The sequence below is a fragment of the Clostridium sp. TJA032 genome, assembly GCF_058310275.1.
Genome location: NZ_JBZEFB010000001.1, coordinates 1,335,117 through 1,351,072, shown reverse-complemented (window position 1 = coordinate 1,351,072; position 15,956 = coordinate 1,335,117). Strand labels below are relative to the sequence as shown.

Below are 15,956 nucleotides of genomic sequence, written 5' to 3'. Positions count from 1 at the left end.
CTGTATTTAAAATACAGCTTTTTATCTTTGCTTAAATTGTTGTTGTCTTGCCTTTTTAAGTTGAGAATGATCAACTGGAACTAAGTCTTGCTTAGTAGTTAGGTTAAGAACGTTATTTAAAATTATATATTCCTTTTCATTTTCTTTGTTTGATTTAAGTCCTTGTACTATAACATTATTCCCTTTTTTTACACTTATAAAAGTAGGTTTTTTAAACCAACGATTCTTTCTATAGACGCATTTTATTATTTGTCTGCTTCTTTCAGGTTTAACTATTAAAGTAACAACTAATTTGTGGAATATCCAAAGAATAGTTTTTTCTTCGATTTTTTCAGAAATTACGCTTCCTTGAAATTGAGCCATTCTATCGCCGTATTTTTCAAGATAAGAATCAGTGTAATATTTAGATAGTTTTTCTTTGAAACCCATAATTATATAACTCCTTTAAGTTTACGAATTTACATTTATTATTACTATAAATACATATTATATGATAGATAGTATTATAACATAATATTTAATATATTAAAATACTTTGATATGCTTGCAAAAGCCATAGAATAAGAATTAGACATACATAAATGCTATTTAAAGAACAAAATGTAAAGATTTAAATTATGGACTTATTAAAAGTTATATTCTATAATAAAATATGAAATGAAAATGTTATCTTAGGAGGAAGTATTATGGATAAAAAACAATTAGCAAAAATGATAGACCATACTATTTTAAAACCAGAAGCAACTAAAGAGTCAATAGAAAAGCTTTGCAAGGAAGCTTTAGAATATAATTTTGCTTCAGTTTGTATAAATCCTACTAATGTAGAATTAGCTGCTAACCTTTTAAAAGGAAGCGATGTAAAAGTTTGTACAGTAATAGGTTTCCCTTTAGGAGCAAACACTATGGAAGTTAAGGCTTTTGAAACTAAAGACGCTATAGAAAAAGGTGCAGAAGAAGTTGACATGGTTATAAACATTGGAAGATTAAAAGATAAAGATTATGACTATGTAGAAAAGGATATAAAAGCTGTTGTAGATGCGGCAGGAAAGAAAGCGCTTACAAAGGTTATAATAGAAACTTGTCTTTTAACTGATGAAGAAAAAGTTAAAGCTTGTGAGTTAGCTAAGAAAGCAGGAGCTGATTTTGTTAAAACTTCTACAGGATTTTCAACAGGTGGTGCTACTCCTGAGGATATTAAGCTTATGAGAGAAACAGTAGGAGAAGAAATGGGTGTTAAAGCATCAGGTGGAGTAAGAACTTTAGAAGATGCTGAAGCTGTAATAAAAAATGGTGCAAATAGAATAGGAGCATCAGCTTCTATAGCTATATGTGAAGGAAAAGAATCTAATTCAACATATTAATAAATATTTACTTAAAAAAGCCTATAGAATTTTTCTATAGGCTTTTTTGTCGAAGAAAAAACTAGATAAAAAATTAAAATTTATGGCTAATTTAAAAGTTAGAGAATATTAATATAATAAAGTACTTATAAAGAGGAGGTTGCTCTATTAAAACTATATTAGTTTTATGAGTGGATTTTTATGAAAAGAGAGTTAGCTCCAAAAGAAGTAATTTATAATGAAGATTTTACTCTTAAAAAAGGGCCTTATGGAAAAGAATATGAAGGAGTATTTAAGAAAATTGATGAAGCCTTAAGTATAAATAAAGAGGGATTCAATGTTTATTTAATTGATGAATTTTCTAAAAAAAAATTAGAGGATATAGTTCTTCATATAGAAGAAAAAATGAAACAAAGAAAAAGTCCAAAGGATATTTGTTATGTTACTCTAGAAGATATTAGAAATCCTAAGATTATATTTTTATCAACTGGCATGGGAGAGAAATTAGAAGAATGTTTAGAAGAAGTAAAAAATTTTTACTATGACAATATATATGCCTTTTATAATTCATCAATAAATAAGGAAAAGGAAGATATTTTAAGTGAAATACAAAAAAAGAGAAATGAATACATTGGAGATTTAATAAAACGTGCAAAGGAAGAAGGTTTTGATTTAAAGGCAACTTCCTCAGGTTTTGCCTTTATTCCTTTAGTTGAAGGAGAAGCTATGACAGAGGAAGAATTTGATGATTTAGAAGAAATAAAAAAAGGAAATATTTCAGGAAAAGCTGATAAATTAAAGTTAGAGGCAGAGGATGTATTAGAAGAATTAAAAACTATAGAATTAGATTCAATAGAAAAGCTTAAAAAGATTTTATTAAATTATTTAGAAAAGGAATCTATTTCAATTAAAGAAAAGGTAAAAGACATTTTTAAAAATGAAAAGGATGCTTTAAATTATCTTTTAAATGTTTGTGATAATTTAAAGGAGAATTTAATAGAAAATTACACAATAAATTTTGAGGATGATGAAGAAAGAATAAATGAAATTGTTTCAAGATACTTATGTAATATAATAAAAAATAGCAAAGGACAAGAAGCACCTAAGGTCATTTTTGAAGAGGACCCAAGTTTAAATAATCTTTTAGGAAGTATAGAATATGAAAATCATAATGGAGTTTATTCAACAGATGTAAGATTAATAAAATCAGGTTCTTTACTTGAGGCAAATGAAGGATGTATTATTCTTAGACTAGGCTCTTTAATTAATAATGGAAATAGTTATTACTATTTAAGAAGAGCTTTACTTCATGGAAAGATAAATTATGATTTTAATAGAGGATATTTAGAAGTATTATCTTTAAATGGATTAAACCCAGAGCCTATTCCTATTAAGGTTACTGTTATTTTAATAGGTGATTTTGAGAGCTTTGATATTTTATATAATAACGATGAGGATTTTAAGAAAATATTTAAAATAAGAGCTGAGTTTTCCAATTTAATAGATATAAATAAAAATAATCAGTCCTTAGTTAATTTAATTGAAAAAGTAATAGATAAAAATGATTTGTTGAAAATAGATAATTCGGGTATAAATGCTATAGGAAAGCAACTAGCAAGAAAAGCAGGAAAAAGGAAAAAAATACTTTGGGATGTTGATGAAATAGAAAAGATATTATTTCTAGCAAATGAAAAAGCTAAAAATACTTTTAAGGATTTAATAGATAAAGATATCATAGAGCTTGTTTTAAATGAAGAAAATGAGTTTGAAAAAGAATATTTAGATATGTATGAAGAAAATAAAATACTTTTAAATGTTAAAGATAGAATAGTTGGAAGCGTAAATGGTTTATCAGTTATAGATTTTGGTTATATGAGCTTTGGTAAACCAATTAGAATAACTTGTACTTGTTGCAGAGGCGTTGGAAGAATTATGGATGCACAAAGAGAAAGTGATTTAAGTGGAAAAATTCATAATAAATCTTTAAGTATTTTAAGAGGATTTTTAAGCAGTTTTATTAATTCTTATCAAGGATTGCCAGTTGATTTTCAACTTAGCTTTGAGCAGTTATATGGGCAAATTGAAGGGGATAGTGCCTCTGTTGCAGAAGTTGTTGCTATGATTTCTTCTTTAAGCAAAATACCTGTAGACCAAAGCATAGCAGTTACTGGTTCCTTAAATCAATTTGGTCAAGTGCAACCAATAGGTGGAGTAAATGAAAAGATAGAGGGATTTTTTAATGTTTGTAAGAGAATAGATACTTATAAAGGAAAAGGGGTTTTAATACCTGAAAGTAATAAAGATGAAATTATTTTAAAGGGAGAAGTAGAAGAAGCTATAGAAAAAGGAGAGTTTAAAATATATCTGATGAAAGATATAGAAGATGCTTTATATACTCTTTTATTAGAAGGAGATAGGGATTTTAAAAATATAGAAGATTCAGTACGAGAGGAATTTAAAAAGTTTAAAGTTTTAAAAAAATAACTAATACCTTCATGAATGAAATCAATAATTTAGGCCTAAGAAATTTAATTCTTAGGCTTAATTTAATTTAGTATTATTTGACATAAATAATTAAAATATGTTAAAATATGGAAAAGAAGCTATATAGGAGGTGTAACTCTAAGGAGAGTAGGTTATGTGGTTAGATTTTGAAAAGATTGGTAATGTTTTGGTTGTTAGTCTAATTGGAGAATTAGACCATCATAGTGCAGAGGAAGTTAGAGTTAAAATTGATGATAGGATAAGTAGAGAGAATATAAAAAAACTTATACTAGATTTTTCAGGAGTAACTTTTATGGATAGTTCAGGTATTGGTGTTATTATTGGAAGATATAAAAAGATAACTATGCATTCAGGAGAAGTTAACATAATATCAGTAAGTAAAAGTATAAAGAGAGTTTTTGAATTATCTGGAATATTTAAGATAATAAAGTATTACGAAAATTTGGATGAAGCTCTAAAGGCGAGTTAATGGAGGGTTAAATATGGATAATAAAATGAGATTAGAGTTTTTGGCTAAATCTGAAAATGAAGGCTTTGCAAGAGTTAGTGTATCTGCTTTTATAGCTCAATTAGATCCAACTATTGAGGAGCTAACTGATATAAAAACTGCTGTTTCAGAGGCTGTAACTAATGCTATCATTCATGGGTATGAGGGAGATGAAAGTAAGGTAGTTATTATAGAGTCTATTATTTGTGAAGAGGAAATAATAATATCTATTGAAGATAATGGAATAGGAATAGAGAATTTAGAAGAAGCAAGAGAACCCTTATATACATCTAAGCCAGAGTTAGAAAGGTCAGGCATGGGATTTACTGTTATGGAAACATTTATGGATTCTTTAGAAGTTTATAGTGAAAAGGGTAAGGGTACTAAAATAATAATGAAGAAAAAATTAAATACATAGGCAGGTGATAATAAGTCTATGGATATAAGTAGTATTGAGAAAGATAACTTTAATTATGATAAAAATACAACTCTTATAATTATGGCTAAAGAAGGAAATAAGGAAGCAATGAATAAATTAATAGAGGTTAACACTCCTTTAGTTTCTTCTATATGCAAAAGATTTATAAATAGAGGATATGATTATGAAGATATATTTCAAATTGGTTCAATGGGTTTGGTTAAGGCCATAAATAATTTTAATGATGATTTTAATGTTAAATTTTCAACTTATGCAGTACCTATGATTATAGGAGAAATAAAAAGATTTTTAAGAGATGATGGAATTATAAAGGTTAGTAGAAGCACTAAAACCTTAGCAAAAAAACTACATTACAACAAGGAGGAATTAATAAAAAAATTAAATAGAGACCCTACCTTAGAAGAATTAGCAGAATATTCAGGGGTTGACAAGGAAGAAGTCATAGTTGCTTTAGAATCTGCAAATAGTATGCAATATTTATATGATACTATTCACCATGATGAGGGGACTCCTGTTTTGTTGATTGATAAGCTTAGTGAAAAAGGTGAAGATGAGGACATGGTAAATAAAATAGCTTTAAAAGAAGCCATAAGTTCTTTAGATTCAAAAGGAAAGCAAATTATAATGCTTAGATATTTTAAAGATAAAACTCAAATTCAGGTTGCTAAGATGCTTGGAATAAGTCAAGTACAGGTTTCTAGAATAGAGAAAAAGGTACTTAAAATTATGAAGGAAAAATTAGAAGAGGATTGATTATAAATGAAATTTTTAAGAAGTCTTATTTTGTGTGTTTAATCATATGAAATAAGACTTATTTTTTTGTATAGATTAAGCATAAGAACAAATAATATAGATATATTCAAGTAGAAAAGGATGATTAATATGGCTATTTATAAAAATGACAAGAAAATACAAAGTAAATTTAAGAAGCTTGAAGAAGAAATAAGACCAAAACCTAAGCTTTTAAGAAATTGTATTATGGCTTTTATAGTAGGTGGAATAATTTGTGTTGTTGGACAATTTATTAGAAATAGTTTTTTATATTATGGCTTTAGTGAAGAACAGGTAAGCACCTTAACTCCTATGACTATGATTTTTTTAGGAGCTCTTTTAACAGGACTTGGTCTATATGATAAAATAGCTGCTAAGGCTGGAGCTGGAACTATTGTACCTATAACTGGGTTTGCAAATGCAATAGTATCACCAGCTATAGAATTTAAAAAAGAAGGGTTTGTTATGGGTGTTGGAGCAAAGATGTTTACTATTGCAGGACCTGTTTTAGTCTATGGAACTGGAACATCTGTTATAGTTGGAATTATTTATTATTTTTTATTGCATTTTGGAGTAGTGAGGTAAATAAATATGAGTAATGTAAAGAAGGTAGGTTCTCAAACTGTATTTTTAAAGAGTAAGCCTAGAATATTATCAACTTATAGTATAGTAGGTCCTAGAGAAGGGCAGGGACCTTTAAAAAATTATTTTGATAAGATACTAGAAGATGATTGTAATGGCTGCGAAAGTTTTGAGAAGGCAGAAAGTAGCTTAATGATAAATGCTATAGAGGAAGTTTTGAAAAGCAAAAATCTTAAGGATAATGATATAGATTATCTTTTTAGTGGAGATTTATTAAACCAATTAACATCTACAAATTTTGTTGCAAGAGAATTTAAAATTCCTTTCTTTGGTGTTTATGGAGCATGTTCAACAATGGCTGAATCCTTAAGCTTAGCAGCTATGACCATAGATGGAGGCTTTGCAAATTATACAATAGCTTCAACCTCTTCTCATTTTAGTTCTGCTGAAAGGCAGTTTAGATTTCCTCTAGAATATGGTTCCCAAAGAAAGGAGTATTCACAATGGACAGTAACAGGGTCTGGTGCAATGCTTTTAGGAAGAGAGGGAGATTATCCATATATAACATACATAACTACAGGAATTGTTAAGGATTATGGAATTAAAGATGCTGATAATATGGGAGCGGCTATGGCACCAGCAGCTGTAGATACTATATATAAACATTTTATTGATACAGGAAGAAAACCAGAGGATTATGATGTTATAGCTACAGGAGATTTAGGTTCTGTAGGGAAAAAGTTAGCAGAGGAATTATTAAAGGAATATAACTATGATATTAGCAAGGTTTATATAGATTGTGGTGAAGAAATTTTTGATTGTGAAAAACAAGGAACCTTTGCAGGAGGTAGTGGATGTGGATGCTCTGCTGTAGTAGCTTGTGGCTATCTTTATAAGGCTTTAAAAGAAAAAAATTTTAAAAGAGTTTTATTAGTATCTACTGGTGCACTTTTAAGTTCTACATCTTCTTTGCAAGGAGAAAGTATCCCAGGAATAGCTCATGCTGTAGCTATAGAAAATATTTAGATATATAAATTTTTATTACTTAAATAATTAGGGAGATGATGATTTTGCAAGAATATATAAATGCTTTTTTAGTAGGAGGAATAATATGTGTAATAGGACAAATTTTAATTGATAAAACAAAACTTACTCCAGCTAAAATATTAGTAGCTTTTGTGTCTATAGGAACAATACTTGGTGCTTTAGGAATATATGAAAAGTTAGTTAGTATAGGTGGGGCAGGAGCAACAGTTCCATTGCCAGGTTTTGGTTATGCTTTAGCTAAATCTACTTTGAAGGAAGTTGCAAAAGAAGGGCTTATAGGCGCATTTACAGGAGGATTAAAAGGAGCTTCTGGTGGTATAACAGCAGCAATATTTTTTGGTTATATAATGGCTTTACTATTTAATCCTAAAACTAAATAGATAAGATTAAATTTTTCTTAGGGGGTCAATAATTAAAAAAGAAGAATTTTTAAGGAGATTTTTTCATGAGAAAATTTGAAAAGATTTTAATAAATAGACCCTTAGGATTAATTTGTATATTTACAATAATAGGTGTAATAACTTATTATTTTAGTACTTTAAATTTTATAGGTACAGCTATTTTGCTTGTACCTTTAATTGTTTTTTCTTATATCTTATTAGATTTAGATAATTTTTATATAGCTATTATATTTTTTTTAATTTCAATTTTAAGTTGTAATATTTATTACAATCCAAGTTTTGAAAATAATGAAATTGAAAAAATAAGAATAACTGAAGTTAAGGAGGAGAAAATTTTAGGGAAAATAGATGGCAGAATAGTTTCAATAAAAAATGAAAGTGGACATGAGTTAAATTATGGAGAGAAAATTTATGGGATTTTAAAGTTTAAGAAAGAGAAAGATTTAGAGAAAGGAATTGTAGGAAAGGTTTTTTTAAAAGATGTAATCAAAAAAGAAAAAGACTTAGTATATAAAATAAAAAATATACCTAAAAATTATTATGAAAATTTAAATAAAGAATTTTCTCCTTCTGAAAGTGCACTTTTAAATTCTATATTATGGGGAGATAAAGAAAATTTAAGTTACCAACAAAGAGATTATTTAAGTGATATGGGAGTAATTCATTTAATTTGTATATCAGGTTTTCATATTTCTCTTTTATTTTCTTTAATATATAAAAAGTTTTCTTTGAGTTTATCTTTAATTATCTGCTCAATATACGTTTTGTTAGTTGGAGCTTCTAGTTCATCAATTAGAGCCTTAATTATGATAACTATTTTAAAAGCTTCAAAAAGATTTTTTAAAAATTATGACTCCTTAAGTGCTATATCCTTAAGTGCTGTTATTTTATTAATATATAAACCATATAATTTATTTTCTTTGGGCTTTTTATTGTCTTTTTTAGGAACTTTAGGAATAATATTATTTTATAATGTTTTATTAAAAGCATTTTATATTTTACCTAAAAGATTAAACGAATATTTAAGTTTATCATTATCTGCACAAGCTTTTATATATCCTATTTTGATTATATGTTTTGGAAAATTTTCAATAAACTTTTTGATATCTACATTTTTTATAACACCAATAATAGTAATTTTACTACAAATATTGTTGTTTTCAATTTTAATTGGTGGAAATTTCATAGGTTTTATAGTTTTTTTAATAAACGTTATATTTTTAGTATTTAGGGGGATTTTGATATTTTTAAATAAATTTTCTTGGGTTACCCCTTATGCTTCTCCTATTTTTGCTTTTGCATACATGACAATGTTTTTATGTATTTATATGAGTTTTAAAGGGTTTAAGAAGTTTAAGTTAGGAGTTTATTTAGTATGTCCTATTTTAATTTTAAATTTATATGTCTTAGGTTCTAAAATTAAATACATAGAAAATAAATGGAATAAAGCTATTATAATAGAGTCAGGATTTAAGAAAGTTGCTTTAGTAAATAATAATAGTGATTATTTTAAAAAATTAATAATGAAAGATAATTATATAAATGATGTTTTTTATATTAAGGAAGATTTGTCTTTTAAAATTTCTACTAAATATTCTTTAGCTATAGAGGAGGGTTTTAAAAGTGTAACTTTAATGCCAGAGAATAGGGATTATGATATAATTGATTTGATTCAAAGGAAAAGTGCGTATATACTTTAACTTATGTAAATAAGTATCTGGGATTTGAAAGGTTGATATTTTAATGATAGATTTAGAAGGTTTATATGAAAATTTAAAAAAGGGAAAGATAGAAAATAGTTATATACTAGTAGGATTAGATGAACTTTTAATTAAAGAGGGAATTGATAATATAATTAATAGTGTCTTAGATGAAAACTTTAAAGAGTTAAATTTAATTAAGTTAGATGGAAATAATTTTACTTTTGATGAATTTATGAATGCTTGTGAAACTTTGCCTTTTATTAGCGAAAGAAAAGTAGTTGTTTTAAGTAGAACTAATATATTTAGAGACAAACAGGATAAGGAAACTGAAAAACTATATAAACAATGTGTAGAGTATTTTGAAAATACACCAAAGCATTGTGTTTTAATAGCTTATACAACCTTAAAAGATAAAAGAGATAGGGTAAGTAGATTAAGTAAACTAAAAAAACTTGAAAAAAGTTGTTGCATAGTTTCTGTGGAAAAATTAAAGGGAGTAAAGCTTCAGCAGAAAGTAAGTAAGATTTTTCAAAAGTATAATAAGGATATAGGAAAAATAGAATTAAAATATTTTTGTGATTCTGTAGAAAATAATTTTGATGTCATAGAAAGAGAAGTTGATAAAATTGTAAATTATGTAGGGGATAGAAAAATAACTAGAAAAGATATAGAATTGTTACTTCCTCCTAGATATGAAGATGATATTTTTGATTTAGTTGAATTAATATCAATAAAAAGAGCAAAACAAGCAATAGATTTAATGGATGAACTTGTAGGAAGAGGGCAAGACCCTATATTTATATTAAGTCAAATAAGAGAACAATTTCAAAAATTACATAGAGTAAAGGTTAGACTTTCTGAAAAATATAACTTACATGAGATAAAAAAGGACTTTTTAGAAAATAGTAAGACTAATTTACCTGATTTTGTTATAGAGAAGTTTGTAAATCAAAGCAAGAAATTCTCTACTGCTCAACTTAATAAATGTATTAAACTTTGTTTATATACTGAGAAAAAGCTTAAAAGCAATTCTAATTTAAATAAAAAAACTGAACTTGAACTTATGATTGTGAGTACTGTAATATAAAAAAATCCAGATTAGAAAATCTAATCTGGATTTTTTTCTTTTAGAAATACTTCTAATAAAAGAAAATGGTGTTAGAAATTCTAACACCCATATAATTAAGCCATAGCGTTTAACTTAGCAGCTAATCTTGATTTCTTTCTAGCAGCCATGTTTTTATGAACTACTCCTTTAGAAGCAGACATATCTAAAGCTCTAGCAGCTTCAACGTATAAAGTTGCAGCTTCTGCTTTGTTCTTAGCTTCAACAGCTACTTCAAACTTCTTTATAGCAGTTTTAAGAGCTGACTTAATCATCTTATTTCTTAAAGTTTTCTTTTCAGTAACTTTTATTCTTTTCTTTGCTGATTTAATATTTGCCATTCTAGTTCACCCCCTTCAACTTTTATAGCGTATCTGCAGTTTTGGGGAATCTGCGTACGAGTTCATTATTAACAAAGGTAATTATAACATCATAAATATATAAGTTCAAGTCTTTTTTCTTCTTTATCGACATAATTATCATTTTTACGGATATTATATATAATATATAAATTTAAATTAAAAAGAGGTGGAAAAATGTACAATGTAAGAACGGATTTAGCCATTGAAAGCAGGGAGATTTATAAGCATAGATATAACAGAGATATTGAAGGTGTTGTTTTTGAAGAAAAAACAGTAGAAGATGATATAAAAATAACAAATGTTGATATATTAAATGAAGAAGGTGCTAAGGCAATGGGAAAACCTATAGGTAGATATGTTACTATAGATATTCCTGAATATACTCATTATGATGGAGGTATTATGGACCAAGTATCTCATGTAGTTGCCTCATCTTTAGAAGAACTTATTAAACTTTCAGAAGAAAGAACAGCCTTAGTAGTAGGGTTAGGAAACTGGAATGTTACACCAGATGCTATTGGGCCTAAGGTTGTAGGTAAATTGATGGTAACTAGGCATTTAAGAAAAGTTATGCCAGATATTATAGATGATTCTGTAAGACCAGTTTGTGCTATAGCACCAGGGGTCTTGGGGATAACTGGAATTGAAACAGGAGAAATTATAAAATCTTTAGTAGAGAGAATAAAGCCAGATTTGGTAATTTGTATAGATGCTTTAGCTTCAAGAAAACTTGAAAGAGTTGCTAGAACAATTCAAATAAGCAATACTGGAATATCACCAGGAGCTGGAGTTGGAAATCATAGGATGAAAATAAATGAAGAAAATTTAGGAATACCTGTAATTGCTATAGGAGTTCCTACTGTTGTAGATGCAGCTACTATTGCAAATGATGCTATGGATTTGGTTTTAGATGAAATGATAAATCAAGCTGAAAATGGAAAAGAGTTTTATGATTTACTAAATAAAATAGATAAAAATGAAAAGGGAGTTCTTATAAAAACTCTTTTAAATCCTTATGTAGGTGATTTAATGGTTACACCAAAGGAAATAGATGACATAATAGAATCTGTTTCAAAGATTATAGCAAATGGTATAAATATTTCATTACAACCTAATATGATTTTAGAGGACATAAATAAATTCTTAAATTAAAGCTTTTTGTAAAAAGCAATTTAAAAATTAATATGAGAAAAATATAAATAGAGTAACATAATAATTAATATACCCTCATATAAATGAAAATATGAGGGAGGGGATAATGTGAGAGGTATTAATAAGAGAGAGATACCTATAGGGATGATTATTCTCTTATCTTTACTTATATTATTTATGTTTAGATTTATGAAAATTGCAGCAAGTAAAGATATGAGAGAAAATTTATCATATATACAACTTTTAAATGCAGGAATGCCTGTTGCAAAGGGAACATATTATGATGAAAATGCTTATTTAGAAAGCAATATTACATTACAGAGTTTAGCTTTAGAAACTTTAAATATAAAACCAATAGAGCCTATGGAAATTGTTATGAAAGAAGTTCCATATTTTGATGCAGTAGAAAAAATTGCTTCAATTGATAAGCTTGATTATTCATTAGGTGAGAAAGTAGATTCATTTGATTTAAATAAAGAAAGTATAGATATAGTTTCTAATGAAGAAATTAATAAAAATCAATTAGAGGCAAGTAAAAATAATGAAGTTTATGACCCAACTTTAAAGAAGGAGTTAGACCAATCTAAGCCAGAAGTACTTATATATCATACTCATAATTCAGAAGGATATAGTGAAGAAAGAACTTCAAATAATGAAGAAAATAATGTAGTTGGAGTAGGAACTTTAGTTGCAAAAGAATTACAGGAGAATTATGGAATATCAGTTATACATGATAAAACAAACCATTCAGTTTCTTATGAACAGTCTTATAATAAATCAAGAGAAACTGTGAAAAAATATACTAGTGAATATCCTGATTTTAAGTTAATAATAGATATTCATAGAGATTCTGTTGGAGAACGTAATAAAAAGAATTTAACTGCTAATATAAATGGAGAAAACTTAGCAAAAATTATGTTTGTTACAACTAAAAATAATCAATATTTTAATGAAGCTGAAGCTTTAGCTTATAGATTTATTAATAAAGCTAATGAACTTTTCCCAAATATTTTAAGAATGCAGGAAACCTATAAGTATGATAGGGGAAGAAATGCCTTTAATCAAGACTTTAGTAAGAATTCTATGCTTATTGAAGTTGGTGCAGAGGTTAATACCTCTAAGGAAGCACAGGCTACAGCAAAATATATAGCTAGATTAATAGCAGAGGAATTAAATAGGAAAAAGTGAATAAAATAAAAGAATTTTGAACATCCTTATAGATAGTAGTTCTATGGGGGTGTTTTGTTTTGAAGAAATTTATCATTTATTCTACTCTTTTTATCCTCTTCACATCAATAATATTATGGGGAGTTATAGGAATTAATATTGAAAACACAGAGGCTTTTAATAATAAAGATTATGAGTTAAGTGAAAAGGTAGATTATGAAAAAATAAAAGAAGAAACAGGAATGGATTTAACAATATTTAGTGAAGATAATAGTCCAGTAAAAATATATGAAAACAAAGATGAGTTTTATTTGGTTTTTAAAGAACATACTTTAAATTTAAATAAAAGTTTGTTTGGTAATATTTTAATTGGTACCTTTAATTTAATAAATACCTTAATTTTAAATGTAAATGAGTTTATAGGAAGGTATGTAACAATGTAATTTAAAGAATATTGACAGTTTCCCTTAGCTTTGTGATATAATGTAACTTGACTTATTCTACAATGTGGGGGTGAAAACTGTTCAAAAACTTTTTAAATAGTTTAGAGAGCAGGTTTAGATATGGATAAAAAAAAGTATATAAGAAACTTTTCAATCGTAGCTCATATAGATCATGGTAAATCAACATTAGCGGATAGGCTTTTAGAGAAAACTGGAACATTAACTCAAAGAGAAATGGAACAGCAAGTACTAGATACTATGGAGCTTGAAAAAGAAAGAGGAATAACAATAAAGTCTCAAGCAGCAAGACTTATCTATAAGAGAGAGAACGGCGAAGAATATATATTAAATCTTATAGATACTCCAGGTCATGTAGACTTTACATATGAAGTTTCAAGAAGTTTAGCAGCTTGTGAAGGTGCTATTTTAGTAGTAGATGCTACACAAGGAATACAAGCTCAAACTTTAGCAAATTGTTATCTAGCTTTAGATAATGATTTAGAAATAGTACCTGTTATAAATAAGGTTGATTTAGCAAGTGCTAGACCAGATGAAATAAAGCAGGAAATAGAGGATGTAATAGGAATAGAGGCGGAAGATGCACCTTTAGTATCAGCTAAAACAGGATTAAATATAGAAGATGTTTTAGAAGAAATCGTTGAAAAAATTCCTGCACCAGAAGGAGATGAAAATGCACCTCTTAAAGCTTTAATATTTGACTCATATTATGATAGTTATAAAGGTGTTGTATGTCATATAAGAGTTAAAGATGGTAAAGTTAAACCAGGAACAAAAATTAAATTAATGTCAACAGATAAGGTTTATGAGGTTGTTGAAACAGGAGTGTTTACACCTGCCTTAATGCCCCTAAAAGAAGGATTAAGTGCAGGAGAAGTTGGATATATAACAGCTTCAATAAAAAATGTTAGAGATGCTAGAGTTGGTGATACAATAACTGAAGCAGCTAGACCAACAGCAGAAGCTTTACCAGGATATAAACCAGCAATTCCAATGGTTTATTCAGGTATATACCCAGTTGATGGAGCAAAATATGAGGAGCTAAAAGAAGCTTTAGAAAAACTTCAAATAAATGATGCTGCCTTATCTTTTGAACCTGAAACATCAGTAGCTTTAGGCTTTGGATTTAGATGTGGATTCTTAGGATTATTACATATGGAAATAATCCAAGAAAGAGTTGAAAGGGAATTTAACTTAGACATAATTACAACAGCACCATCAGTTATATATAAAGTAACTAAAACAAATGGAGAGACTTTTGATTTAACAAATCCAACAAATCTTCCACCAATGACAGAAATTGCATATATGGAAGAACCAGTTGTTAAAGCTTCCATAATAACTCCAACAGATTACACTGGTGCGGTAATGGAATTATGCCAAGATAGAAGAGGTAAATTTATAGATATGCAATATCTTGAAGAAACAAGAGTTGTTATACACTATGAAATTCCACTAAATGAAATAGTTTATGACTTCTTTGATACTCTTAAATCAAAGACAAGAGGATATGCTTCATTAGATTATGAATTAAAGGGTTATGAACAATCAAAGCTTGTTAAGTTAGATATTCTATTAAATGGAGATAATGTAGATGCTTTATCTATGATAGTTCCAGAAGTTAAGGCTTATCATAGAGGTAGAGCTATTGCAGAAAAGCTTAAGGAGATAATTCCAAGACACATGTTTGAAGTACCAATTCAAGCAGCAGTAGGTTCAAAGATTATAGCAAGAGAAACTGTTAAGGCTATGAGAAAAGACGTATTAGCTAAGTGTTATGGTGGAGATATCTCAAGAAAGAAAAAACTTCTTGAAAAACAAAAAGAAGGTAAGAAGAGAATGAGACAATTAGGAACAGTTGAAGTTCCTCAAGAGGCATTTATGTCAGTATTAAAGGTTGATTAATTATCTATTAAGCAAGAGTAAATGAAATTTATTTACTCTTGCTTTTTTTATTGTAAGTTTATTTAAAAATCATAGTATATAAGAAATTTTAGGAAAAAATTTATATTTAAAATATATTTTATTTAGTCATTAAAAGGAAAGATACTCCATATATTTATAGTAAATTAATAAAACTTATGTAGAGGAGTTGAGTTTTTATGATAAAGGCTGAAAAAAGAGATCCTAAAATAAAGAATAGGAAATTTAGAAATAATGGAAGAGCAACTGGTGTTATAAATAGAAAAAATGGAGAGAATATTTGTATAAGTCTTAAAATTTCAGACTTAGATAAATTTTTAGCTAAGTATGGAGAACATAGCAATATAAATGTTTATTTAGAAGGAGAAGAAATAAATACTTCAATTATAGAGGTTCAAAGAGATACATTAATTCATAATGCTATAAATATAAATTTAAGAGAAATTTAAAATAACTATTTTAAGTATTTAAATTTTAAGAAACAAAGTAAAAGTTGTGAGTTTATTCACTC

General features: G+C 27.5%; 17 protein-coding genes. 15 read left to right on the top strand and 2 right to left on the bottom strand.

Going from position 1 to position 15,956, the window contains the following annotated elements; all coding sequences use genetic code 11:
* Positions 1-21: 21 nt before the first annotated feature.
* Complete coding sequence (locus AC4FRL_RS06290; protein WP_491139350.1) at positions 22-429, bottom strand: hypothetical protein; 408 nt, start codon at positions 427-429, stop codon at positions 22-24.
* Between the two features lie 257 nt (positions 430-686).
* On the opposite strand from AC4FRL_RS06290, the gene deoC reads away from it, so the two are divergent.
* The 10 genes from deoC (at position 687) to holA (ending at position 10,362) form a co-directional block, all read left to right on the top strand.
* On the top strand, positions 687-1,361 hold the full coding sequence (deoC, locus tag AC4FRL_RS06285; RefSeq protein WP_491139349.1) for a deoxyribose-phosphate aldolase: 675 nt from the start codon (positions 687-689) through the stop codon (positions 1,359-1,361).
* A gap of 180 nt (positions 1,362-1,541) precedes the next feature.
* A complete protein-coding gene (locus AC4FRL_RS06280; RefSeq protein WP_491139348.1) occupies positions 1,542-3,824 on the top strand; it encodes an AAA family ATPase in 2,283 nt (760 codons plus the stop codon).
* A 154-nt stretch (positions 3,825-3,978) separates the two neighbouring features.
* Positions 3,979-4,314: an anti-sigma F factor antagonist gene (gene spoIIAA / locus AC4FRL_RS06275; protein ID WP_491139347.1), complete on the top strand. Its 336-nt coding sequence runs from the start codon at positions 3,979-3,981 to the stop codon at positions 4,312-4,314.
* A 13-nt stretch (positions 4,315-4,327) separates the two neighbouring features.
* Entirely contained in the window at positions 4,328-4,750 is a 423-nt protein-coding gene (gene spoIIAB / locus AC4FRL_RS06270) for an anti-sigma F factor (RefSeq protein ID WP_491139346.1), read from the top strand.
* An 18-nt stretch (positions 4,751-4,768) separates the two neighbouring features.
* Positions 4,769-5,524, top strand: coding sequence for an RNA polymerase sporulation sigma factor SigF (gene sigF / locus AC4FRL_RS06265; protein ID WP_491139345.1), 756 nt, complete (start codon positions 4,769-4,771; stop codon positions 5,522-5,524).
* 135 nt (positions 5,525-5,659) lie between these two features.
* Complete coding sequence (gene spoVAC / locus AC4FRL_RS06260) at positions 5,660-6,127, top strand: stage V sporulation protein AC (protein ID WP_491139530.1); 468 nt, start codon at positions 5,660-5,662, stop codon at positions 6,125-6,127.
* A gap of 6 nt (positions 6,128-6,133) precedes the next feature.
* Positions 6,134-7,150: a stage V sporulation protein AD gene (gene spoVAD / locus AC4FRL_RS06255; RefSeq protein WP_491139344.1), complete on the top strand. Its 1,017-nt coding sequence runs from the start codon at positions 6,134-6,136 to the stop codon at positions 7,148-7,150.
* A 35-nt stretch (positions 7,151-7,185) separates the two neighbouring features.
* A complete protein-coding gene (gene spoVAE, locus AC4FRL_RS06250; protein WP_491139343.1) occupies positions 7,186-7,551 on the top strand; it encodes a stage V sporulation protein AE in 366 nt (121 codons plus the stop codon).
* 65 nt (positions 7,552-7,616) lie between these two features.
* Positions 7,617-9,272: a ComEC/Rec2 family competence protein gene (locus AC4FRL_RS06245; protein ID WP_491139342.1), complete on the top strand. Its 1,656-nt coding sequence runs from the start codon at positions 7,617-7,619 to the stop codon at positions 9,270-9,272.
* 43 nt (positions 9,273-9,315) lie between these two features.
* Complete coding sequence (gene holA, locus AC4FRL_RS06240; protein ID WP_491139341.1) at positions 9,316-10,362, top strand: DNA polymerase III subunit delta; 1,047 nt, start codon at positions 9,316-9,318, stop codon at positions 10,360-10,362.
* A 95-nt stretch (positions 10,363-10,457) separates the two neighbouring features.
* On the opposite strand, the gene rpsT is transcribed toward holA, so the two are convergent.
* Positions 10,458-10,721: a 30S ribosomal protein S20 gene (rpsT, locus tag AC4FRL_RS06235; RefSeq protein WP_491139340.1), complete on the bottom strand. Its 264-nt coding sequence runs from the start codon at positions 10,719-10,721 to the stop codon at positions 10,458-10,460.
* Positions 10,722-10,916: 195 nt separating this feature from the next.
* Between rpsT and gpr the strand changes: the two genes are divergently transcribed.
* The 5 genes from gpr (at position 10,917) to AC4FRL_RS06210 (ending at position 15,894) form a co-directional block, all read left to right on the top strand.
* Entirely contained in the window at positions 10,917-11,894 is a 978-nt protein-coding gene (gpr, locus tag AC4FRL_RS06230; RefSeq protein WP_491139339.1) for a GPR endopeptidase, read from the top strand.
* A gap of 108 nt (positions 11,895-12,002) precedes the next feature.
* Positions 12,003-13,082: a stage II sporulation protein P gene (locus AC4FRL_RS06225; protein WP_491139338.1), complete on the top strand. Its 1,080-nt coding sequence runs from the start codon at positions 12,003-12,005 to the stop codon at positions 13,080-13,082.
* Positions 13,083-13,141: 59 nt separating this feature from the next.
* Complete coding sequence (locus tag AC4FRL_RS06220; RefSeq protein WP_491139337.1) at positions 13,142-13,504, top strand: sporulation-related protein NgaS; 363 nt, start codon at positions 13,142-13,144, stop codon at positions 13,502-13,504.
* 120 nt (positions 13,505-13,624) lie between these two features.
* The gene (lepA, locus tag AC4FRL_RS06215; RefSeq protein ID WP_491139336.1) at positions 13,625-15,427 is read left to right on the top strand and encodes a translation elongation factor 4; all 1,803 of its coding nucleotides are present in this window, start codon (positions 13,625-13,627) and stop codon (positions 15,425-15,427) included.
* Between the two features lie 197 nt (positions 15,428-15,624).
* A complete protein-coding gene (locus AC4FRL_RS06210) occupies positions 15,625-15,894 on the top strand; it encodes a hypothetical protein (RefSeq protein WP_491139335.1) in 270 nt (89 codons plus the stop codon).
* Positions 15,895-15,956: the final 62 nt, after the last annotated feature.

Excerpts from the sequence above, each read along its gene's own strand:
- spoIIAB (WP_491139346.1), top strand. The coding sequence starts at position 4,328 with ATGGATAATAAAATGAGATTAGAGTTTTTGGCTAAATCTGAAAATGAA.
- spoIIAA (WP_491139347.1), top strand. The coding sequence starts at position 3,979 with ATGTGGTTAGATTTTGAAAAGATTGGTAATGTTTTGGTTGTTAGTCTA.
- holA (WP_491139341.1), top strand. The coding sequence starts at position 9,316 with ATGATAGATTTAGAAGGTTTATATGAAAATTTAAAAAAGGGAAAGATA.
- AC4FRL_RS06290 (WP_491139350.1), bottom strand. The coding sequence starts at position 429 with ATGGGTTTCAAAGAAAAACTATCTAAATATTACACTGATTCTTATCTT.
- AC4FRL_RS06210 (WP_491139335.1), top strand. The coding sequence starts at position 15,625 with ATGATAAAGGCTGAAAAAAGAGATCCTAAAATAAAGAATAGGAAATTT.
- lepA (WP_491139336.1), top strand. The coding sequence starts at position 13,625 with ATGGATAAAAAAAAGTATATAAGAAACTTTTCAATCGTAGCTCATATA.
- rpsT (WP_491139340.1), bottom strand. The coding sequence starts at position 10,721 with ATGGCAAATATTAAATCAGCAAAGAAAAGAATAAAAGTTACTGAAAAG.
- AC4FRL_RS06245 (WP_491139342.1), top strand. The coding sequence starts at position 7,617 with ATGAGAAAATTTGAAAAGATTTTAATAAATAGACCCTTAGGATTAATT.
- spoVAD (WP_491139344.1), top strand. The coding sequence starts at position 6,134 with ATGAGTAATGTAAAGAAGGTAGGTTCTCAAACTGTATTTTTAAAGAGT.
- AC4FRL_RS06280 (WP_491139348.1), top strand. The coding sequence starts at position 1,542 with ATGAAAAGAGAGTTAGCTCCAAAAGAAGTAATTTATAATGAAGATTTT.
- spoVAE (WP_491139343.1), top strand. The coding sequence starts at position 7,186 with ATGATGATTTTGCAAGAATATATAAATGCTTTTTTAGTAGGAGGAATA.
- gpr (WP_491139339.1), top strand. The coding sequence starts at position 10,917 with ATGTACAATGTAAGAACGGATTTAGCCATTGAAAGCAGGGAGATTTAT.
- deoC (WP_491139349.1), top strand. The coding sequence starts at position 687 with ATGGATAAAAAACAATTAGCAAAAATGATAGACCATACTATTTTAAAA.
- sigF (WP_491139345.1), top strand. The coding sequence starts at position 4,769 with ATGGATATAAGTAGTATTGAGAAAGATAACTTTAATTATGATAAAAAT.